This window comes from Tardiphaga sp. P4_G1 (assembly GCF_056401215.1).
Map to the genome: position 1 here is coordinate 388,193 of NZ_JBFUJU010000003.1, position 20,304 is coordinate 408,496.

Sequence of the window (20,304 nt, forward strand, 5' to 3'; positions counted from 1 at the left end):
TAGTTCTTCGGAGGCTATGGGTCCTCGCTTTCGCGGGGACGGCACCTGAAGGAACTCACACCCGCATCGGCATCAGCACATACAGGGCGCCCTTGGCGTCCTTGTCCTGCACCAGCGTCGGCGAGCCGGGATCGGCGAGGCGCAGCACGGCGACTTCGCCTTCGATCTGGGCGGCGATGTCGAGCAGATAGCGCGAGTTGAAGCCGATATCGAGCGCGTCGGAGGCGTATTCGACCTCAAGCTCTTCGGTCGCACTGCCCGAGTCCGGATTGGTCACGGACAGCACCAGCTTGCCCGCGGACAGCGCGAGTTTCACGGCGCGGCCGCGCTCGCTGGAGATCGTCGAGACGCGGTCGACTGCGTTCTCGAAGTCCTTCTTGTCGATCACCAGTTCCTTGTCGTTGTTCTGCGGGATTACGCGGCCATAGTCGGGGAAGGTGCCGTCGATCAGCTTCGAGGTCAGAACCACGTTGCCAAGCGTGAAGCGGATCTTGCCCTGCGACAGCTCGATGGTGATCTCGGCTTCCAGATCCTCGATCAGGCGCTGCACTTCACCGACCGTCTTGCGCGGCACGATGACGCCCGGCATGCCGTCGGCGCCCTTGGGCAGCTTGAGGTCGATCTGCGCCAGACGATGACCGTCGGTGGCGACGGCACGCAGGGTCGCCGCGGTTGCGGTGCCGGTGGCGTGGAGATAGATGCCGTTGAGATAATAGCGGGTCTCCTCGGTGGAGATCGCGAACTGCGTGCGGTCGATCAGGCGTTTGACGTCGGAGGCGGGCAGCGCAAACGAGTGCGTCATTTCGCCGGCGGCGAGATCCGGGAAATCATTCTCCGGCAGCGTCTGCAGCGTGAAGCGCGAACGGCCGGCGCGGATCGCCATCACCGAGCGGTCGCCATCGGCTTCGAGCACGATCTGGGAGCCGTCCGGCAGTTTGCGGACGATGTCGTAAAACATATGGGCAGGCACGGTGGTGGAACCGGCAGTGCCGACTTCGGCGGCCAGGGTTTCCGTGACTTCAAGGTCGAGGTCGGTGGCCTTTAGCGACAGCCGGGCATTTTCGGCACGGATCAGTACGTTGCCCAGGATCGGAATCGTGTTGCGGCGCTCGACCACGCGATGCACGTGGCTCAGCGACTTCAGGAGTTGCGCGCGTTCGACGGTGACCTTCATAACAAAACCCGCCCGATTCAATCCGGTGTCGTGTGGAAATGCCTGGCGGCCCGAATGGGCGCCGCGGCGATGACACCCGCAAGCTCGATCAAGTGGATTTTGCTCAATCCCGCGGGGGACCGCAAGGTGGCGTGGATGGCCGGGAAGCGCAAGAGAGATGCGCTTCCGGCCCCCAATGTTTTGACGGTTAACACCCTCGTCCTGCCCCGGCGCACGCTTTGGCGCGTCGGGGGCGGGGACGCTTTTACTCCTGCAGTTGGCGCTTCAGCGTCTCGACCTCATCCTGCAGGGCCACGTCCTTGCCGACCAGCGCCTCGATCTTGCGTACGGCATGCAGAACCGTGGTGTGATCGCGGCCACCGAAGCGGCGGCCGATTTCCGGCAGCGAGCGCAGCGTCAGGGTCTTGGCCAGATACATCGCAACCTGACGGGGGCGCACGACATTGGCGGTGCGGCGCGACGACAGGAGGTCGGACCGGCTGACATTGTACTGACGCGCGACGACACGCTGGATGTCCTCGATCTTGATCCGCTTCGGCTCCTGCGGGCGGATCAGGTCGCGCACTTCGCGTTCGGCCATTTCCAGCGTCACCGGCGTGGCGTTCAGCTTCGAATGCGCCAGCAGGCGGTTGATTGCGCCTTCGAGATCGCGGCCATTGTGGGTGATGGTGCGGGCCAGATAGTCCAGCACCGGTTCCGGCACCTCGAACGAGGCATGATGTGCACGGGCCGCAGCAACGCGCGACTTCAGGATGCCCAGGCGCAGCTCTTCGCCGAGCGAGCTCATTTCGACGACGAGACCGCCGGCGAGGCGCGAACGCACGCGTTCGTCAAGGCTTTCCAGATCCGACGGCGGACGATCGGCGGCGATCACCACCTGGCGGCCGGCATCGATCAGCGCGTTCAGTGTGTGACAGAATTCGGCCTGCGTGGTCTTGCCCTGCAGGAACTGCATGTCGTCGATCACCAGCACGTCGATGCCGCGTAGCGCTTCCTTGAAGGCGAGCGCCGTCTGCGTCTTCAGCGCAGCGACGAAGCCGTACATGAACTTCTCGGCGGTGAGATACAGCACCTTGCGGTCGGGGCCGGAATTGCCAGCCCAGGTCACGGCCTGCAACAGATGGGTTTTGCCGAGGCCGACGCCGGCATGGATGTAAAGCGGGTTGAACATCACCGGATCGCCGCGGCGACCTTCGGCGACCTGACGCGCGGCAGCATGGGCCAGCGTGTTGGCGCGGCCGAGCACGAAGCTCGCAAAAGTCAGGCGCGGATCGAGCGGCGAGCCGCCGAGTGCTTCATGGCTTGCGGACACCGGCGCGGTGGCCGTGGCGCGGAGTTCGGGCGCGGGACGGTTGTTGAACGTCTCGGTGCGGCGCGCTTCGGTCGGCGCTGCGGCTTCCTTGTTGGCGGGCGCAACGTTGCGCATCGCCGAACGCACGGTGAGATCGACGCGATGAACTTGCGGCATCTCGGCCTGCCAGGCGTTCAGCACGCGCTCGGCGTAGTGGGCCTGGATCCAGCTCTTCAGGAATCGGGTGGGTACCGAAAGATGGACGCTGTCGTCCTGCACGCTTTCGAGATCCATCCGCGCGAACCAGCTGGAGTAAACGTCTTCGCCAACCGTCGACCGCAGCCGACCTTTCACGCGAGACCAGTGATCCTGTTCCATATTAGCCATTGTCAGAGAACTTTTCAGATAGAGTGAGTGTCCGGCACAACGCTGCCGATGAATGTCCGCGTATGGAGACGCGGTGCGACCTCGTGTGACGCGTCGTCTTCGGGCACAGCTCCGCCAACGGCCATCCGGCCGAGGTCAGATCAGTGATGTCGAAGAGGACCTCGTCGCGAGGTCAGCGCGTACTGGAGGGTCTGTCGGGAGCGTGCGCGGAGGTGTGGGTCGCCGCATGTGCTGCCATATCTGAACGAAACGCAGATCGCAGTCGCTGGAATGCTGTCGTGGTCGATTTGCGCATAAAGCCTCCCCCGCTCACCGCGGTCGCTCGCGGCAAGATGTCAGTTTACATGTGGTTCAAAGTCAGTCCGCAACGCTGAACATCGAAACTCGTTCAGTCGCATTCCCGTATCGTCGTCTTGCCCGCTCGCCTGCCCGCTTACTTCCGCACCGTCAGCTTTGCTGGTTGCGATTGGACGGTGCGCATTTCTTTTCAAAGCATCCGAATGGATACCCGAGAAATTTCGACACAGAACAACCCTTCCCATATTGCTATGGGCTGCGATCCGATCAAAGCTTGGAAGGTGTCGCTAACCTGAAGACCGTCGCTGATCCTAAGGTCCGTCCTGGTTCTTAAATCGCTCTGATCTGAAGAACCGCGGGCGCCGCGAGTGATTAAAGAAATACAGCACGCCCGGTTTCTCGCAACGGAATCATTTTTCGGGTGCCCCGCAAAAGCCTCACTTGCGCAGCCCGGAACACGTCGTGATTTTTTTGACGATGCGTCAAGGTTTTGAATCAACGCGCTGAATCGTAATGTGACAGTGCCGTTGCAGATTCGATCCAGCGAAAAAAGAAATTCATAATTCATTTACGAATGAAGGGGCCGAGTCCGCGTTTTCAAACTGGTCCGCTTCGCTATGCCGATAAGTGATTAGAGCCGCGCGTTTTTTTCTGTGCGTTGAGTCAGGGTAACCCTAGACATCGGACTCGCGCTGGCGGCGTGGCGCTGTTGCTTTTTCAGAATCACGCTGACGCAAGCGATAACGCGGATTGGCACTCGGTGTGATGCGTTGTGCGTTCCGGCTGTGCCGTTGAAGAGACATGACGAGACGCGCATCGCGCAAGCGCGCGGCGGTCTTTGCGCTTCATCAGAATTTGTGACGCGATAGCGCGAACGCATTGCGGCATAAAAAAAGCCCGGCGTGAAGCCGGGCTTTTTGGAAAGAATGTTGTCGTCAGATTACTGCGCGAGCTTCGCGATCTGATGGACGAGACGCGAGACCTTGCGGCTTGCGAGATTCTTGTGAACGAGGTTGCGCTGAGCAGCCTTCATCAGTTCGGGCTCGGCGAGCTTCATCGCCTTCAGCGCCGCTTCGCGGTCGCCGCTCTTGATCGCCGCCTCGACGGTGCGGACTGCACCGCGCATCTGGGTGCGGCGGGACTTGTTGACGATGGTGCGGCGGGCAATCTTGCGCGTCGCCTTCTTGGCGGAGGTCGTATTGGCCATATCTCACTATCCTTCAGCAGCGTCCCGTCTCGGGCGCCGGGCTGATTGACGTCTGCCGCTCGACTGCGGCCAACGCTGATCTGTTTCCGGGGTGTTCCTGAAAATGCTATCCCCGGAGCGGCAAAGCTCACGCGTTTCGAAACTCACGGGGCGCGCCGCTCAAAGAACAGCGGCGGCGGGATTGCGCCCACCGCCATTGGCGCTCCTTATAGAGTGCCCGATTTCCACCGTCAACGCCTTCCGGCTGCGCCTTTAGACGAAAAACAGCCGCAGAGTGGCGGTTAAGTTGCTGATGAGGTTGAATTTCTCGGGTTTGCCCGGTATTGCCGGGGGTGAGAGCGATGAGGGGATTCGGATGATCCGCGGGTTTTTCCGCCTGATAGGGCTGTTATTGCTGGCCGGCGGGTTCGTGTTCCTGGTCTATGATGGGGCGCGCTCGATTGCCGATCAGGCGCTGCGGCTGACCCGGCTCGGGGAGTTCTGGAACGACATCAACCAGGCCAGCCAGCGTTCCTTCCAGGCGATGGTCGATGCCAATGCGCCGTTCCTCAGCGGGCTTCTCAAATTGCTGCTCAACCAGCCGGCCTGGGCCGTCATGGGCGTGCTCGGCATCGTGCTGATGCTGTTGTTTCGGCCAAGCAAGCCGTTGATCGGCTATTCGCGGAATTGAACGGCGCTCGACGACGTAACACACCTGCCGTTTCCCTCGTAGATACCTATATTGCCACCTGAGATACGCCGCGCGGCAGGAGTGAATCCGGTTCTGCCTCGCGGGTGCTGTTGGCCCCCAGATCTGCGCGTTCGTCCAGCGAACCGGAGTCCACTTCGTTCGCGAGCGCGCCGGGAGATGATCCATGCTTTTCATGCGCAAGACCGCTGCATTGCCGACCGCCGCCGAAGCACTGCCCGGTCGCGATACGCCGATCCCCACTGCCAAGCATCACTTCGTCAATGGCAGCAACATCCAGCCGGCCTATCCAGAAGGAGTTGAGCGGGCGGTGTTCGGGCTCGGTTGCTTCTGGGGTGCTGAGCGCAAGTTCTGGGAGCTCGGCGACGGCATCTATACGACCGCGGTCGGCTATGCCGGCGGCTTCACGCCGAACCCGACCTATGAAGAGACCTGCTCGGGCCGTACCGGTCACACCGAAGCGGTGCTGGTGGTGTTCGATCCGAAGAAGATTTCTTACGAGCAGTTGCTGAAGACGTTCTGGGAGAGCCACGATCCGACCCAGGGCATGCGTCAGGGCAACGACATCGGCTCGCAATATCGTTCCGCGATCTACACCTTCAGCGATGCACAGCGCGATGCCGTCGCAGCGTCGAAGGCGGCGTATCAGAAGGCACTGTCCGCGAAGGGCCTCGGCACCATCACCACCGAGATTGCGCCGGCCGGGAAGTTCTACTTTGCCGAGGACTATCACCAGCAGTATCTGGCAAAGAACCCCGGCGGCTATTGCGGTCTCGGCGGCACCGGTGTGTCGTGCCCGATCGGGGTCGGTGTCACGGCCTGAGCTGACCACGGCTAAGTGTAGATGAACAACGCCAAAAGCCCGCTTTCGGAGCTCCCGAAGGCGGGCTTTTTGCTGCCTGCTGCAAGGCCATGACAACGGAATTTTAACCATAAGAGGCCAAAACCGAGGCTGCCTCTATGAGGGATATGTCCAGTGTCGTTTGCCTGCGCGTTTCGTCTGCCCATGATTGTCGCGGTTGCCGCGCTGGCTTTGTCCGGCTGCATGCGCAGACCCGGTCCTGTTGCAGTGATCGCGCCGGCTGCCGATCTCGACACGCTAGCTTATGGCCGCCCGGGTTACGGGCCGGCAGCAGTGCCGGTTGCTTATGCTCCCCCGGTCTCGACCTATGATGCGCAGTACAAGCTCGATGCCGGCGACAAGCTGCGCGTGGTGGTTTACGGCCAGGAAGGTCTCACCAATTCCTACGCCATCGATGCTGGTGGCGCGATTACCATGCCGCTGATCGGTCGCGTGCCGGCGCGTGGCATGACGCCCGCTGCCCTGGCTGCGAGCATCACCGGCCGCCTGCGCAATGGCTTCATTCGCGAGCCGTCGGTGGCTGTCGAAATCGAAGCCTACCGTCCGTTCTTCATCCTCGGTGAAGTTGCCGCTCCTGGACAGTATCCCTACGTGCCCAATATGAGCGTCGAGAGCGCGATCGCAATTGCCGGCGGCTTCTCGCCACGCGCCAAGCGTGATGAAGTCACGCTGACCCATACCACCGTCGAGGGCTCGTACCGCGCCGTGGTGCCATTGGGCACGCCGATCAATCCCGGTGATACGGTGCTGGTCAGCGAGCGCTGGTTCTGATCGCACGCATCGATCGCGGTCATCACCTCACACGCGATTTTCTCCGCTTCACGGAATAGACGCGCTTTCCCGCGATGAAATTGGCTGCGATGTATCGGCGCATTGGCGTCAGGATACGCGTTGCTCTGTATCAGAATCGTGTCCCGCCCTGTAGCAATGATCAAGCGAGGCCAACTCGCTGAAATGCGCCGCCATGTCGGCACATATGGATATCAGGGGGAGAAGAGATGAAGACCAGTCCGTCGGTCAACGTGATGCGCGGCGTCACTCTGGCAGCCATCGTGGCGCTGGGAGCGGCGCTGTCTTCGCAAGCATTTGCGCAGACCGCGCAATCCTATCCCGATCGGCGCATCACTTTCGTCGTGCCCTATGCGCCCGGCGGTGCCACCGATGTCGCGGCGCGCCTACTTGCGCAGAAGCTGCAAGAATCCTGGAAACAGACCGTCACCGTGGAGAACAAGCCGGGCGCCGGTGGCGTGATCGGCAACGATTTCGCTGCCAAGGCTCCGGGCGATGGCTACACGGTGCTGATCGCAATCACGCAGATCATCCAAGCGCCGAGCCTGATGTCGAAATTGCCCTACGATGCGTTCAAGGATCTCGCGCCCGTCACGCAGGTCGCGATCTCGCCGATCGTGCTCGTCGTGCCCGAAGCGCAACCGATGAAGTCGGTGAAGGAACTGGTCGATCTTGCTAGATCCAGTCCCGGAAAATATCCGTACGGCACTTTTGGCAATGCCACGACGTCGCATCTTTATGGCGAGCTTCTGAAGAAGAACACCGGCATTGATATGACCCATGTGCCGTATCGTGGCGCCGCGCCGCTCTTGAACGACTTGCTCGGCAATCAGGTCACGGCGGCCTTCCTCGACTTCACCACGGCCGGTCCGCAGCTCGAAGCCGGCAAGATCCGTCCGCTCGCAGTGGGCGGCGAGAAACGCAAGCCCAAGCTGCCGAACGTGCAGACCATGGCCGAACTCGGCTATCCCGGTTTCGAGGCTGAAGGCTGGGTCGGCGTCTTCGTGCCAGCAGCGACGCCGAAGGACATTGTGAGCAAGCTGTCGGCCGAGCTCGGTCGCATCATCAATTCGCCGGAGGGGACCGCCGGCCTGCAGGCGGTCAATCTCGTTCCGGTCGGTGATAGCCCCGAGTCCTTCGAGAAGAGCCTGCGTCGCGACTTTGAGCGCTGGGCAACGGTGGCAAAGACAGCGGGCGTGAAGGGCGAGTGATGTTCCAATCTCTCCCGACTGGCAGGGAAAGATCGAGGCTGCTCCCTCTCAGTCGTCATACCCGGGCTTGACCCGGGTATCCAGCTTTGCCCAAGCGCTTGTTGGTGCCGCAAAGGTGGATTGCGGGGTCAAGCCCGGCAATGACGTGGAGAGGGCGGCGGCTTACTTCAGATGCTTCGCGAGGAACGCGAGGCTCCGTTCTCTCGCAACATCCGCGCTGGCTTTGTTGTAGCTGGCGCGCTGATCGCAATTGAAGCCGTGTTCGGCCCCGTCATAGACGAAGATCTCCACATCCGGCCGCTTGGCGCGGATGGTTTCGACGTCCGAGAGCGGAATGCCGTGATCCTTTTCACCGAAATGCAGCTGCGTCGGTACGGTCGGCTTGTCGTCGGCAAAGCGCACCACGGCGCCGCCGTAATAGCCAATGGCGGCGCTGAGGCCGGTTAGTTTCGTCGCAGCAGCGAAGGCGACGCTGCCGCCAAGGCAGAAGCCGATGATGCCGACATTGCCGACATCCCCAACGGAATCGATCGCGGCCTGGGTGTCGCGCAGCATCGCGGGCCAATCAGGATTGGCTACGAACTTGCGCGCGATGGCGATTTCCTCGGGTGAATAGCCGGACTGGAAGTTGGGTTCGATGCGATCGAAAATCGACGGCGCCACCGCCACATAGCCTTGCACGGCGAAGCGGTCGCAGACCGTGCGGATGTGGTCGTTTACGCCGAAGATCTCCTGGATCACCACCACGGCGCCCTTGGGCTTGCCCTCAGGCTGGGTGCGGTAGGCGCCGAGTTTGAAGCCGTCAGATGCAGTCAGCGTGATGTCTTGTCCCACGAGGTATTCCATATCGTTGTTAAGGGGTGAGGTCTGTTTGGCGCGGACGACAGCACGGGTCTACTCACAAAGCGGCTACTGCCACATCCAATGCCGGCCCCAGTCGCCCTTCCAGCCGGTCAGGCGTCCCTTGCGAAACTGGAGATAGAGGCGGTCGCGGCGGTCGAAGAAGCCGCTGCCGCCGAAGGTGCGGATCGCCAGATAGATCTCATCGCCCGGTCGGCCGCTGACATAGGTTAGCGGGGTGCCCAAGATACGGGCGGCGTCATCCGCCGCCATCCCAAAAGCCAGCGGGGTGGCGTTCGAAAGGGTTGCCGTGAATGGCAGATCGGGCCTCGTCCCGGCGGGCTGCCCGTGGGCTGGAACCGTGACGGCGAGGGCGGTCGCGACGCCGAGGATGAACCTGATGGTCTTCATGGCGCGATTGTTTTCCGGATCGGATTCCGGCGCAAGGCGGGATTGCTTAAAGTTTTCGCGAAAGCCCTAACCGACTGATAGTGCTATCCCCCGGAATGAAACCTTCCGGGGGGCGATCAGGAAGCATTAACAATACCCATTAAGCTTCAAGAACCCTGTTCCAAGGTATGTATGTCCTGCTTGCGGCCCGTTCGCCGCAATAGATCGAGGGCATATGACCGCTTCAGTCAACCAATCGCCGGCGCGCCGCCGACTGCTTCTGGCATCGGACCGCAGCGATCACAGCAGCGAACTCGTCGATATCCTGCAGAAGGTCGGCGAAGTCGATGTTGTCCCAACGTCAGCCATTCCGGAGACGCCGCCCAGCGAGCTGTCGGGTATCGTGGTCGATATCAATCTGCGCTCGGCAGAGGCCGTGCAGCGCGTGCGCAACAAACTGCGCCACAAATCCTATGAAGCGATACCGCGCCTGTTCGTGCTGGCCGACTCGCTGCATCACGGATCCATGCAGGCCTGGGCGCTCGGCGCCACCGATACGATCGCGCGGCCGTTCGATGCACGTGGCATCATGCAGCGTATCCGCGCCGCGTTTCCGAACCCGCATGACGAGGACTTCTCCGCCCGCGGGAAGGCGCTGAATCGCGGCGTCGAGGCGGCGCATGCGGTCATGGTCAAGATCTTCGAGAAGCTGCCCGCCGGCGTTCCGCTCACCTTCAACGACGTGATGCAAGCCGAGAACCAGATTCTGAAGGCCATCAAGCGCACATCGCTGCGCGAATGGCTGGCCGCCGTCGGCCGTCATCATAATCACAGCTATCGTCACTGCCTATTCGTGACGGGGTTCGCGGTGGCCTTTGCGCAGCATCTGGGCATGCGCGACGAAGATCAGCGCCGCCTCACGCGCGCAGCCCTCGTCCATGATGTGGGCAAGGCCTTCATCCCGGTCTCGATCCTGGACAAGCCGGGTAAGCTCACCGAGGACGAGACGCTCGAGATGCGCAAACATCCGCGTCTCGGCTTCGAAGCTCTGGTGGCGCAGGGCAGTTTTCCGCGCGAGATGCTCGACGTGGTGCTGCATCACCACGAATTCCTGGATGGCAGCGGCTACCCCGATGCGCTGGCCGGCGACCAGATCAGCGACATCGTTCGCCTTATGACCATCGTCGACATCCACGCGGCTCTGGTGGAGCGGCGTGCGTATCGCATGGCCTTCACGCATGCCAAGGCGTTCGAGATCATGGAGCAGATGGGCGACAAGATCGACCAGCAACTGCTACAGGTGTTCCGCCCGGTGGCGCTCGGCGCGTAAGCGCCGTTCGCCTCAGGCCAGCAGCTTGCGCAATTCCGCCTTGGCCACTTTTTCAAGCGTCGAACGCGGCATCTCATCCACGAAGTGGATTTCGCGCGGCACCTTGAAATCCGCCAGCCCGCGCTTGCAAGCCGCCATGACACTCTCATGCAGCGCTGGTGGTGCCTGCGCGACGCCGGCATGCGGGATGATGAAAACCACCGGCACTTCATCCAGCATGGGATGTTTTTTGCCGACGACGGCGGCTTCGCGCACGCCGGGCACGGTGATGACGACCTGTTCGATCTCCGATGCGGCAACGTTCTCGCCGCCAACTTTCAGCATGTCCTTCGCACGGTCACCAAACTTGATATAGCCGCGCTCGAGTAGCGTGACGCGGTCGCCAGTGATGAAGAAGCCGTTCGCGTCGAAGCTGTCTGAAGTCGCGGCCTCGTTGTGCAGATATTCCTTGAACAGCGATAGGCCGGGAATGCCCTTGATCGTGAGATTGCCGGTCTCACCCACGGCAGTCGGCGTGCCGTCGTCGTTGGTGACGCGGATGCCATATTCGGTTGCGGCGCGGCCGATGGCCATCGGCGTATTGGGCTGGTCGACCTCGCCAATAATGCCGTGGGTGATGGTCTCGGTCATGCCCCACCAGCCGATGATCTTGACGTTAAATTTCGCGAAGGCGGGCGGATCGCAGAACGAGGCTCCCCACAGACGGAAGTGATGATGCTTCGGCACGTCGTGCTCGAGCAGCGCCTTCATGCAGAACGGGATCGTCGACAGCCAGGTCGCGCGATGTTCGAGCGCCACGTTCCAGAACCGGCGCGCGGAAAAACGCGGCTGAAGCACGAGGGAGGCACCGACCCACAACGTCGCCAGCATCGAATAGGCCAGTGCGTTGGTGTGGAACAGCGGCAGATAGGTCATATGCGTATCGAACGCATGCAGGTCCTGATGCGCAGCATTCACCTTGCCGCCCCACAGCGCATTGGCATGGGTCCACAGCACCGCTTTGGGCCGCGATGTGGTGCCTGACGTATACTGGACGCTACAATGCGCCCATGGGTCGACCGCGCGGCGCGGACGATCGGTGCTGTCAGCGAACAGGGATTCGAACCGCTCAGCCTTGCCCACTGCATGGCCGTCAGCCGACGCGCCGGCGTTGTGCGACGTCACCGCGATCCAGCGCAGTTTGCGGCAGTTGGCGGCGACGAGTTCGGCATAGGATGGCTGGGTGATTGCCGCGACCGCGCCGCAGTGATCCGCAAAATATTCGATCTCCGCAGCCGACGAACGGGTATTCGTGGTGACCGCGATGGCGCCGAGTTCGACACAGGCGAACCAGGCCAGCAACATCTCGACGCAATTGTCGAGATGGATCAGCACATAGTCGCCCTGGACGATGCCGCGCCTGGCGAGGCCTGCGGCAAGTGCGCCGACGCGATCGTAGAATTCGCCATAGGTCCATGGCCGCGCCGGTGCATCGAATGGCGACCAGATGATGAAAGGGTGATCGCGACGCGTCTCGGCGTGCATGCGCAGCAGCCACGGCACGTCCATGCCGTCGAACGGGCCGATCGAACCGGGAATCATGGCGGGATTCGTCGCGGGGTGGGGCATGCATCCTCCGTCGAAAGCCGCCGGAGCGACCGCTTACGCGGGTGCGACTTTCTTATTCTTGTTCTTACGGAAGATGTTGTGCCATCGGCGGCGGCGCGGCGCAAACCGCCCCGGCATGCAGGATTAGCCTATTTCGTAAGACGAAATTTCAATCAGGCTGCCATCGGGATCCCGGCAATAGACCGAGCGCAAGGTGCCGCGCGCGCCCTGTTTGGCCACCGGGCCTTCCTCGATAGCAACATCGCAAGCGCCGAGATGCGCAACCACGGCGTCGGGCGGTGATGCAGTGAGAAAACAGAGGTCGTCACTGCCGGCCATCTCATGATCCGCCGTGAACCACTCGACCTTATCGGCGCCGATCGGCCGCAGATTGATCTTTTGCACGCCAAAACTCACCGATGTGCGCGGTAACTTTCCCGGACCGGGATCGAACACCCTCACTTCCATGCCCAGGACGCGTTGATACCAGGTGGCTGAGCGCTGGACGTCAGTGACATTCAGGACGAGATGATCGAGGGCCGTGACGGTGAGGGACATGAAATGGTCCTTGGCGTTGCCTTGACGTTTCTTTGGGCTGGTGCCGCAGTAGTGTCGCACTGGCCGATAGTTGAATTGTTTGGTAGATACGGCCGTTGTCAATTCAACACACGCTGACCGCGCGCAAAGTTGCGGCAGCCGGAGGAATAAAATATGACGTCACGTCGTGCCGCGATCGGTCTGATTGCGCTTGGCTTTTCTGCTTTTACTGCAACCGCTCTCGTTCCCGTCAGCTCGGCGCTGGCCGTGGATTATCCGACGCGGCCGGTTCGCTTTGTCGTCGGCTATCCTGCTGGCGGTGCAACCGATATTCTGGCCCGCCTGATCGGGCAGAAGCTATCCGAGCGAACCGGTCAGCAATTCGTCGTCGAGAACAAGCCGGGCGCCGGCAACAATATCGGCACCGAATCTGTCGTGAATGCAGAACCCGACGGCTACACCATCCTGCTGGTCAATCCGGCGAACTACATCAACGCGACGCTTTATGGGAAGCTGAGCTTCAATTTCGTGCGTGATATCGCGCCTGTCGCCGCCTTCCATCGCACCGCCAATGTGATGACCGTCAACAAGGACATCACGGCGAAGACCGTCGGGGAATTCATCGCCTATGTGAAGGCCAATCCGGGCAAGGTGAACATGGCGTCGTCGGGTAACGGCACCTCGGTGCATCTGTCCGGCGAGATGTTCATGATGCTGTCAGGCGCCAAGATGCAGCATGTCCCCTATCGCGGTGCTGCGCCAGCGATCACCGACATGCTCGGCGGTCAGGTCCAGGTGATCTTCGACAACATGCCGTCAATCATCCAGCATATCCGCTCGGGCAGCCTTCGCGCGCTGGCGGTGACGACCACCGACAAATCGTCGCTGCTACCCGATGTGCCGACCGTCGCGGAAACCGTGCCGGGTTATGAGGCCAGCGCTTTGTTCGGCATGGGTGCGCCGAAGAAGACGCCGCCGGAGATTATCGCCAAGCTCAACGCGGACGTTAATGCGGTGCTGGCGGATCCGGCCGTCAAGGCCAAGCTGATCGATCTCGGCGGCGAACCGCTGATCGGACCGCCAGAAGCGTTCGGTAAGATGATCGTCGCGGAGACCGAGAAGTGGGAGAAAGTGGTCAAAGCCGCGGGCCTTAAGGTCGAATGAACCCATGCGGCACTATGGTGTCTAACCCTTGTGATCACGCCAGCGTAAGCGCGTAATCACAAGACCGGGATGTATCGGAGCTTGCGGGAACGTTCATCCGCAGGCTCTGTTGCTTTCTGGAGATGTCACAGGACCGCTGCCGCGGAGGAGAAGACGTGATGCGCAATCTGATGCTGGCCGTGTTGGCTGTTGGTGGTGTTTCGGCCATGGCTTCCAGCCCTGCAGCTGCCGCCCCGACCTATCCCTATTGTATCCAGTCGCAGGCCTTCGGGACCGATTGCTCCTATCCGAGTTATGAAGCGTGCCAGGCCACTGCATCGGGTCGCGGCGTCGACTGCATCGTCAATCCGCGTCTGGCGTTCAGCTCGCAGCCTTATGCCGAACCGCGCCGCAGTCGGCGTTCGGTTGCCTATTAAAATCCATCTTAACGGCGGCAACGGCTATATTTTTGGCTTCGTCGCCAACCAGATGACATGACGGGCGCCACCGCGTGTGCCGGTGGCGCGGATCTTGATTTCCTCGGCGTTGAAGCCTGCCTTGCCGAGGAGTGCCGTGAATTTGTCATATGGAAATGACGACCAGACGGCCAGTACGCCGCCCGGACTGAGCGCGGCCTGGGCCGCGCGCAACCCTTTCAGGTCATAGAGCGCATCATTCGATTTTCGCGTCAGGCCTTCGGGCCCGTTATCGACGTCGAGCAGGATCGCATCATATTTGCCGCGTGCGCTGCCAATGGCCTTGACCACATCGCCTTCAATAATCTCCACACGCGGATCACTCAGGCTGTCGCCGGATAGCTCGGCCATTGGGCCACGCGCCCAGGCGACGATCGCGGGCACCAGTTCGACCACCGTGATCTTCGCCTTCGGGCCGAGCACCTTTAGCGCAGCGCGCAATGTAAAGCCCATGCCATAGCCGCCGATCAAAAGCCGCGGCGCCTTCATGTCCTTGAGGCGAAAGCAGGTGAGTGTCGCCAGCGCTTCCTCGGAGCCGAACAGCCGACTGCTCATCAACTCGTTCTGGCCGAGCTTGATGGTGAACTCTTGCCCGCGCTGCATCAGGCGCAGCGGCACGCCGCCGCCGGGTACTTCGGTCGTATCGATCAGTTTCCAGGGTAGCACGGGTGTCTTTCATCAAGCGATTGCGCGGCGGCCCGTGGTAGCGCGAGAACCGAGCTCCACGCAACTCGGCTATCATGCAAAGGCCTTGCGGCAATTGAAGTCGCTCGTGTCGCAGCACTTCGATCGCAGCGGGATCGGATGCAGGGTTCCGGTCTCTGGAATAGCTCCAACACGTCGCTGCATCTTCGTTTAAAGGGAACTACACTGATGAAGTACTTCGCGCGGCAGCTCTGTTCGCCGTTCTTAACGGGCGGATAACTAACCGAACGGGTTGTGCCGGTGCATTGATAGAACGGAATTGCCAACGGTATCCCGTGCCTCTAAGCAGAATAAAGACCAATGCATCTTCGGGTTGCGCATCGCGCGGCAAGGCGAAGACGCTTTCGTCGGGGCCGAGTGATCTTCAACTCATCGAGAGGAATAGAATGACCAAAATTCTGCACATGATGGCGGCATGTCTCGTCGCCATGTTCATCGTCTCGACGCAGGCAAGTGCTGCGCCGATGATGGGCCAGAGCATCGCTGTCGAAGCGCACGTGATCCCGGTTGCGGGTGGTTGCGGTCCGAACGGCTGGCGCGGTCCCTATGGTGGCTGCCGCTATACACCTTATTACGGCCCACTCCCGGGCGGCTACTATCAGGAAGCTCCCGTAATGGGGAACGGCTGCCCTCCCGGTTACTGGCGCGGTCCGTGGGGCCACTGCCGCAACACGCCCTATCACGGCAATCTGCCGGGCGGCGGCTGGAAGCCATAAGGCAAACGTGACGCTGCGTCGCACGTCGCAGCGCACGATCTGACTGTCGATCAGCCGCAAGGCTGGCCTTTTTGTTGCGCAAACATTGAAGCGCAGCGTTGAATGTGTTGCCTTGGGCCATCTACGGATGGCCTGGAGACACTTTAATGACGATGCGATTCACACCGGGTACGGTGACGCTGGCGGACTGGCGGTCGATCTATCGGGGGGCAGTACCGGTTCTCGATGAGAGCTGTATTCCCCGCATCAATGCCAGTGTTGAGGCGGTTGCCCGGATCGTCGCCAAGGGCGAACCCGTCTATGGCATCAATACCGGCTTCGGAAAGCTTGCTCATGTCGGCATAGCAGCCCAAAGCATCACGGCCCTCCAGAAAAACATCGTGCTGTCGCATTGCGTGGGCGTCGGGGACCCGGCGCCAGCGCCGGTGGTGCGGCTGATGATGTGCCTCAAGCTTGCGAGCCTGGCGCAGGGTTTCTCCGGCGTCCGCATGGAGACGGTCCAGTTGCTTAGCGCCATGATTGCGCATGACATCACGCCCATCGTGCCGGCGCAGGGATCGGTCGGCGCCTCGGGCGATCTGGCCCCGCTCGCGCATATGGCGTCGGTCATGATCGGCGTCGGCGAGGCGCTGACGACGTCCGGGCGATTGCCGGCGACGGAGGCGCTCGCCAGTGCGGGTCTGCAGCCGATCGAGCTGCAGGCGAAGGAAGGATTGGCGCTGCTGAACGGCACACAGTTCTCGACAGCCTATGCACTTGCGGGATTGTTCGAATCTGAAATTCTTTTCAAGACCGCACTCGTCAGTGGTGCCTTGTCCACCGATGCGGCGCGTGGCTCGGATACGCCGTTCGATCCGCGCATCCATCAACTGCGCAAGCATGAAGGGCAGATCGTATCGGCCGAGGCATTGAAGGAACTTCTCGCCGGCAGCGCGATTCGCGAGTCGCACCGTACCGGCGACGTCCGCGTTCAGGATCCTTATTGCCTCCGCTGTCAGCCTCAGGTGATGGGCGCCGCGTTGGACGTTTTGCGGCAGGCGGCCACCACACTTCTTACTGAAGCGAATGGGGTCTCTGACAATCCTCTGGTCTTTGCCGAGGACGATATCGCGATCTCCGGTGGCAATTTCCATGCAGCGCCGGTTGCCTTTGCGGCGGATATGATGGCGCTTGCGATCTGTGAGATCGGATCGATCTCAGAGCGCCGGATCGCCATGCTGGTGGATCCGGTGTTATCCGGTGTGCCCGCGTTCCTGACGCCGAAGCCGGGGCTTAATTCCGGCTTCATGATCGCGCAAGTGACGGCCGCGGCGCTGGTATCTGAGAACAAGCAGCGGGCTTATCCTGCCAGCGTCGACTCGATCCCGACATCTGCCAATCAGGAAGACCACGTTTCGATGGCAGCGCATGCGGCGCGCCGGCTGCTGCCGATGATCGAGAATGCGATGGCCGTCATTGCCATCGAGCTCCTGGCGGGTGCGCAAGGTTGCGATTTTCATGCGCCGCTGAAGTCCAGCGATCGTTTGGAGAGCGTTCGCGCACGTATCCGGGCAGACGTCGCCCATCTCGACGAGGACCGATATTTTCACGACGACATCCAGAAATCGCTTCGCCTCGTGCGATCCGGCGCGATCGTCGCGGCAGCGAATCTCGACGCGATCCCGGGTGTCTAGAACGCGGGAGCGCAGTTAGCCGATTGCGGTCTTGATCACGCTGAGCAATTCCTGGAACGGCTCCGCGCAGGACGGGTCGGTCGGGTGCTGTTGCAGCACGTCGTAGATCTTGGGCACGAGCTGGACGGCCTGATCGAGTTCACTGTCGCGGCCGGGCTGATAGCCGCCCATCAGGCGAAGGTCGCGGGTGTCCTCAAAGCGGGCGATCATGGCGCGCAGCTTACGCACCAGATTAGCTTCCTCCGGCGACCACACATGCTGGCCGAGGCGCGACACCGATGACAGCACATTGACGGCTGGATAGCGGCCCTGATCGGCGACGTCGCGATCGAGCATGATGTGCCCGTCCAGTGTACCACGCACCGTATCCGCCACGGGCTCGTTGTGATCGTCACCATCGACCAGCACGGCAAAGACGCCGGTAATGGAGCCCTGGCCTTCGAGGCCCGGTCCTGAACGCTCCAGCAGCCGCGGAAGTTCGCTGAAGACACTCGGCGCATAGCCGCGTGCGATCGCTGGCTCGCCGGTAGCGAGCGCGACTTCACGGGATGCGTGGGCGAAGCGCGTTACTGAATCGACGATCAACAGCACCGATTCACCGCGATCGCGGAAATATTCGGCGATGGTCATCGCCGTCTTCGGCGCCAGTCGACGCATCATCGGGCTTTCGTCGCTCGTTGAGACGACTGTGATCGCGCGGGTCCTGTGATGGACCAGCGATTCTTCGAGAAATTCACGTACTTCTCGTCCACGCTCGCCGACAAGTGCAGTGACGACGGTGTCGAAGCCGGCGCTGCGTGCCAGCATCGAAAGAAGGGTGGTTTTGCCGACGCCGGAACCAGCGAAAATGCCGATGCGCTGGCCGATACAGAGCGGTGTGAAGAGATCCACGACGCGGACGCCGGTACGGAGCGGCTTGCTCACGCGCGAGCGGCTCATCGCTGGCGGGGGATTAGCATCCGTTTGCATCTCGCGCTCGCCGACCGGCATGTCGCCGGCGCCATCCAGTGGCTCACCGAGCGCATTGATGACGCGACCTTTCCAGGCCGGATGTGGAGACAGTGTCTTGGGAGGCATACGGAAGGCGGGAACGCCGAGGCCGGCAGCAAAGTGGGAATCGAATGGTTTGGCCGTTACGCCGTCAGTATCGATCCGCACGACCTCACCGAGATGAACCTGCTTGTCGATTTCCAGTCCGATCAATTCACCGAGCCTGACATAGCGCGACAGGCCGGAGACGCGAAAATGCGTCGGCGTCACCTCGGACACCATGCCACCGACACGAACCGTGGGCACGTCCCGGCGCAGGGTTGCGATGGTCGATTCGAGTTTTTCAAGCGCGTTCATCGAGCTCTCCCGCCGGTCACATCAGGCATCAGGCTTTTGGATCGCCCAGCGTGCGAATGGCGTTCTGCATGGTACTTTCGGAATTGTCGATCAATGAGCTGACGCTCTGGAAGGTGCGCTGTGCGGTCATCATCTGTGTGAGTTCTGTCAGAGGATCGACATTTGATCCTTCGACGTAGCCCTGCTGAAAGCCGACCGTGACGAAGTCGAGCGCGGTGGTCGCCGGCTTGCTCGGAATCACGCCTGACGTTCCGAATCGTTCCAGCTTTGCGTCCGGAGCGATGTCAAACAGGCCAAGCTGACCGACCTGGATGCGGCCCTGCGAAATGGTGCCGTCGCGCACGATCGTCAGCGGGCCGGCGTCGGGATCGACGATGATCGGCGTGCCGCCAGAATCGAGGATTGGATAGCCGGTGAGGGTCTGAAGCTGCCCGTTGATGTCGATCTGCATGCGGCCATCGCGCGTATAGACGGTGCCGTTCGGCCCAGCAAACGCCATCCACGTCGTGTGGCCGGGATCGGGGCCGCCGGGGTAAGCGGCCATGCTATTTCCGGTGACCGCCACGTCCAGGGTATTGCCCGTCTGGGTGATAGCGCCTTCCTTGCGGGAGATGAAGTTTTCGCCGGGCGAGGAGAACGCGACCGCCTGCGTTGCTGCGCGCGACATTGCAGTCTCGAACTTCACCGCGTCGGCACGGAACGCGGCGGTCTTCATATTGGCCATGTTGTTGGCAATGGTTTCGAGTCGCTTCTCAAGCGAGACCTGGGCCGAGAGGCTGACATAGAGCGCTGATTGCATTTTATCGTCCGATTTTCAGGTTCTGCAGGGTGGTCAGCACGTCCGTGCTGAGGCCCATTTCGAGCGGCTGCGTGATAAGGGTGCTTGAAGCCGATTGGGCGGTGGACGTTCCGTTCTCCATCTCCCACATCACCGAAAAACGCTGCAGGAACGTCTGCAGCTTTTCGGGGGTCTGGAAATCCGCGATGTCGACTTTCGCGCTGAGCATATTCGCCTGTTTGTCGACATCCGCCATCGAGGTCATCGGTGAGATGCCAAGCGCGATCTGGGCGACCTTGATCAACGCCGGATCAGCGAGAATCTGATAGATGCTGGTGATCTTGGGCGCCTTGCGCTCGAAATAGAGTGCCAGACGAACGCCTTCATTTTGCGATCCGGCGTCTTCCTCGAGTTGCTGCCGGACGTATTTCTCGACGGTGCCGACCTGCGCGGCGGTCGTGCTCGTCGCCTGGTCACCCAGTTTGGCAAAGTCGAATGCAGTGGCGAATTCGCGGTAGCGGGCGTCGGAAAGCTTGTTGGCGAATGTGGTCGAGCTGGCAACACCTTCCGTAAGAACCTTGCGCATGAACGCCTTGGCATAGGTCATGTCGCTCAACCCGTAAGCCTTCATGGCATAGCTGAACAACCGATAGTCGCCGATGAACTCGTCGATCGTCTTCACATCGCGGATGTGTGACAGGTAGTATTCCGTGTCCTTCGACACGTCCGGCTTCTCCATCGTCTGCTGCAACGATTTGACAATATTCTTGGAGATCAGCTGGTAGCTTGCGATTGTCGAGACCATCGGCAGTGGGTTCCCAGTCTGCGGGCGCATGCGGCGAGACTGGCCTCAAACTCCCCGCACAAGCTTGCGCG

The 20,304-nt window shown here is 61.4% G+C and carries 20 protein-coding genes; 9 read left to right on the forward strand and 11 right to left on the reverse strand.

Features of this window, described 5'->3' with window-relative positions; translation table 11 throughout:
• Window positions 1-55: 55 nt before the first annotated feature.
• The 3 genes from dnaN to rpsT form a co-directional block, all read right to left on the reverse strand.
• Entirely contained in the window at window positions 56-1,174 is a 1,119-nt protein-coding gene (gene dnaN, locus AC1DUY_RS09495) for a DNA polymerase III subunit beta (protein ID WP_441231001.1), read from the reverse strand.
• Between the two features lie 244 nt (window positions 1,175-1,418).
• Window positions 1,419-2,852, reverse strand: coding sequence for a chromosomal replication initiator protein DnaA (dnaA, locus tag AC1DUY_RS09500; RefSeq protein ID WP_309941879.1), 1,434 nt, complete (start codon window positions 2,850-2,852; stop codon window positions 1,419-1,421).
• Between the two features lie 1,237 nt (window positions 2,853-4,089).
• Window positions 4,090-4,356, reverse strand: a complete 267-nt coding sequence (rpsT, locus tag AC1DUY_RS09505; protein ID WP_068729934.1) for a 30S ribosomal protein S20 — start codon at window positions 4,354-4,356, stop codon at window positions 4,090-4,092.
• A 355-nt stretch (window positions 4,357-4,711) separates the two neighbouring features.
• On the opposite strand from rpsT, the gene AC1DUY_RS09510 reads away from it, so the two are divergent.
• The 4 genes from AC1DUY_RS09510 (at window position 4,712) to AC1DUY_RS09525 (ending at window position 7,906) form a co-directional block, all read left to right on the forward strand.
• Window positions 4,712-5,026, forward strand: coding sequence for a hypothetical protein (locus AC1DUY_RS09510; RefSeq protein ID WP_068729932.1), 315 nt, complete (start codon window positions 4,712-4,714; stop codon window positions 5,024-5,026).
• Window positions 5,027-5,210: 184 nt separating this feature from the next.
• Window positions 5,211-5,867 (forward strand): peptide-methionine (S)-S-oxide reductase MsrA, encoded by a 657-nt coding sequence (gene msrA / locus AC1DUY_RS09515; RefSeq protein WP_478113809.1) that lies wholly within the window; start codon window positions 5,211-5,213, stop codon window positions 5,865-5,867.
• Window positions 5,868-6,050: 183 nt separating this feature from the next.
• Window positions 6,051-6,677: a polysaccharide biosynthesis/export family protein gene (locus tag AC1DUY_RS09520; protein ID WP_184520053.1), complete on the forward strand. Its 627-nt coding sequence runs from the start codon at window positions 6,051-6,053 to the stop codon at window positions 6,675-6,677.
• Window positions 6,678-6,904: 227 nt separating this feature from the next.
• Entirely contained in the window at window positions 6,905-7,906 is a 1,002-nt protein-coding gene (locus tag AC1DUY_RS09525) for a Bug family tripartite tricarboxylate transporter substrate binding protein (RefSeq protein WP_478113811.1), read from the forward strand.
• Between the two features lie 162 nt (window positions 7,907-8,068).
• On the opposite strand, the gene AC1DUY_RS09530 is transcribed toward AC1DUY_RS09525, so the two are convergent.
• Both AC1DUY_RS09530 and AC1DUY_RS09535 read right to left on the reverse strand, forming a co-directional pair.
• The gene (locus tag AC1DUY_RS09530) at window positions 8,069-8,740 is read right to left on the reverse strand and encodes a dienelactone hydrolase family protein (RefSeq protein ID WP_478113813.1); all 672 of its coding nucleotides are present in this window, start codon (window positions 8,738-8,740) and stop codon (window positions 8,069-8,071) included.
• Window positions 8,741-8,815: 75 nt separating this feature from the next.
• Entirely contained in the window at window positions 8,816-9,157 is a 342-nt protein-coding gene (locus tag AC1DUY_RS09535; protein WP_093757685.1) for a hypothetical protein, read from the reverse strand.
• A 214-nt stretch (window positions 9,158-9,371) separates the two neighbouring features.
• Here AC1DUY_RS09535 and AC1DUY_RS09540 point away from each other — a divergent pair, with 214 nt between their 5' ends.
• Window positions 9,372-10,466, forward strand: a complete 1,095-nt coding sequence (locus AC1DUY_RS09540; protein ID WP_089263417.1) for an HD-GYP domain-containing protein — start codon at window positions 9,372-9,374, stop codon at window positions 10,464-10,466.
• A gap of 12 nt (window positions 10,467-10,478) precedes the next feature.
• Here AC1DUY_RS09540 and AC1DUY_RS09545 read toward each other — a convergent pair whose 3' ends face one another.
• Both AC1DUY_RS09545 and AC1DUY_RS09550 read right to left on the reverse strand, forming a co-directional pair.
• On the reverse strand, window positions 10,479-12,074 hold the full coding sequence (locus AC1DUY_RS09545; protein ID WP_478113815.1) for an AMP-binding protein: 1,596 nt from the start codon (window positions 12,072-12,074) through the stop codon (window positions 10,479-10,481).
• 123 nt (window positions 12,075-12,197) lie between these two features.
• Window positions 12,198-12,611, reverse strand: a complete 414-nt coding sequence (locus AC1DUY_RS09550) for a VOC family protein (protein ID WP_439060119.1) — start codon at window positions 12,609-12,611, stop codon at window positions 12,198-12,200.
• Between the two features lie 153 nt (window positions 12,612-12,764).
• Between AC1DUY_RS09550 and AC1DUY_RS09555 the strand changes: the two genes are divergently transcribed.
• Both AC1DUY_RS09555 and AC1DUY_RS09560 read left to right on the forward strand, forming a co-directional pair.
• Window positions 12,765-13,754 carry a Bug family tripartite tricarboxylate transporter substrate binding protein gene (locus tag AC1DUY_RS09555; protein WP_184512391.1) on the forward strand — a complete coding sequence of 330 codons (990 nt, stop codon included), beginning with the start codon at window positions 12,765-12,767 and terminating at the stop codon, window positions 13,752-13,754.
• Between the two features lie 158 nt (window positions 13,755-13,912).
• The gene (locus tag AC1DUY_RS09560; RefSeq protein ID WP_478113818.1) at window positions 13,913-14,170 is read left to right on the forward strand and encodes a DUF3551 domain-containing protein; all 258 of its coding nucleotides are present in this window, start codon (window positions 13,913-13,915) and stop codon (window positions 14,168-14,170) included.
• A gap of 24 nt (window positions 14,171-14,194) precedes the next feature.
• Here AC1DUY_RS09560 and AC1DUY_RS09565 read toward each other — a convergent pair whose 3' ends face one another.
• Window positions 14,195-14,875 carry a spermine/spermidine synthase domain-containing protein gene (locus AC1DUY_RS09565; RefSeq protein ID WP_175369219.1) on the reverse strand — a complete coding sequence of 227 codons (681 nt, stop codon included), beginning with the start codon at window positions 14,873-14,875 and terminating at the stop codon, window positions 14,195-14,197.
• A 425-nt stretch (window positions 14,876-15,300) separates the two neighbouring features.
• Here AC1DUY_RS09565 and AC1DUY_RS09570 point away from each other — a divergent pair, with 425 nt between their 5' ends.
• On the forward strand, window positions 15,301-15,630 hold the full coding sequence (locus AC1DUY_RS09570; RefSeq protein ID WP_231078751.1) for a GCG_CRPN prefix-to-repeats domain-containing protein: 330 nt from the start codon (window positions 15,301-15,303) through the stop codon (window positions 15,628-15,630).
• A gap of 146 nt (window positions 15,631-15,776) precedes the next feature.
• Window positions 15,777-17,303 (forward strand): histidine ammonia-lyase, encoded by a 1,527-nt coding sequence (gene hutH / locus AC1DUY_RS09575; protein ID WP_478113821.1) that lies wholly within the window; start codon window positions 15,777-15,779, stop codon window positions 17,301-17,303.
• Window positions 17,304-17,318: 15 nt separating this feature from the next.
• Here the strand turns inward: hutH and fliI are convergent, their stop codons facing one another.
• Genes fliI through AC1DUY_RS09590 form a run of 3 tightly spaced genes read right to left on the reverse strand, consistent with a single transcriptional unit; the run spans window position 17,319 to window position 20,233 of the window.
• Complete coding sequence (fliI, locus tag AC1DUY_RS09580; protein ID WP_175369218.1) at window positions 17,319-18,650, reverse strand: flagellar protein export ATPase FliI; 1,332 nt, start codon at window positions 18,648-18,650, stop codon at window positions 17,319-17,321.
• A gap of 28 nt (window positions 18,651-18,678) precedes the next feature.
• Window positions 18,679-19,449: a flagellar basal-body rod protein FlgF gene (gene flgF, locus AC1DUY_RS09585; protein WP_093757679.1), complete on the reverse strand. Its 771-nt coding sequence runs from the start codon at window positions 19,447-19,449 to the stop codon at window positions 18,679-18,681.
• Window position 19,450: 1 nt separating this feature from the next.
• On the reverse strand, window positions 19,451-20,233 hold the full coding sequence (locus AC1DUY_RS09590; protein WP_441230997.1) for a DUF1217 domain-containing protein: 783 nt from the start codon (window positions 20,231-20,233) through the stop codon (window positions 19,451-19,453).
• Between the last annotated feature and the right edge of the window lie 71 nt (window positions 20,234-20,304).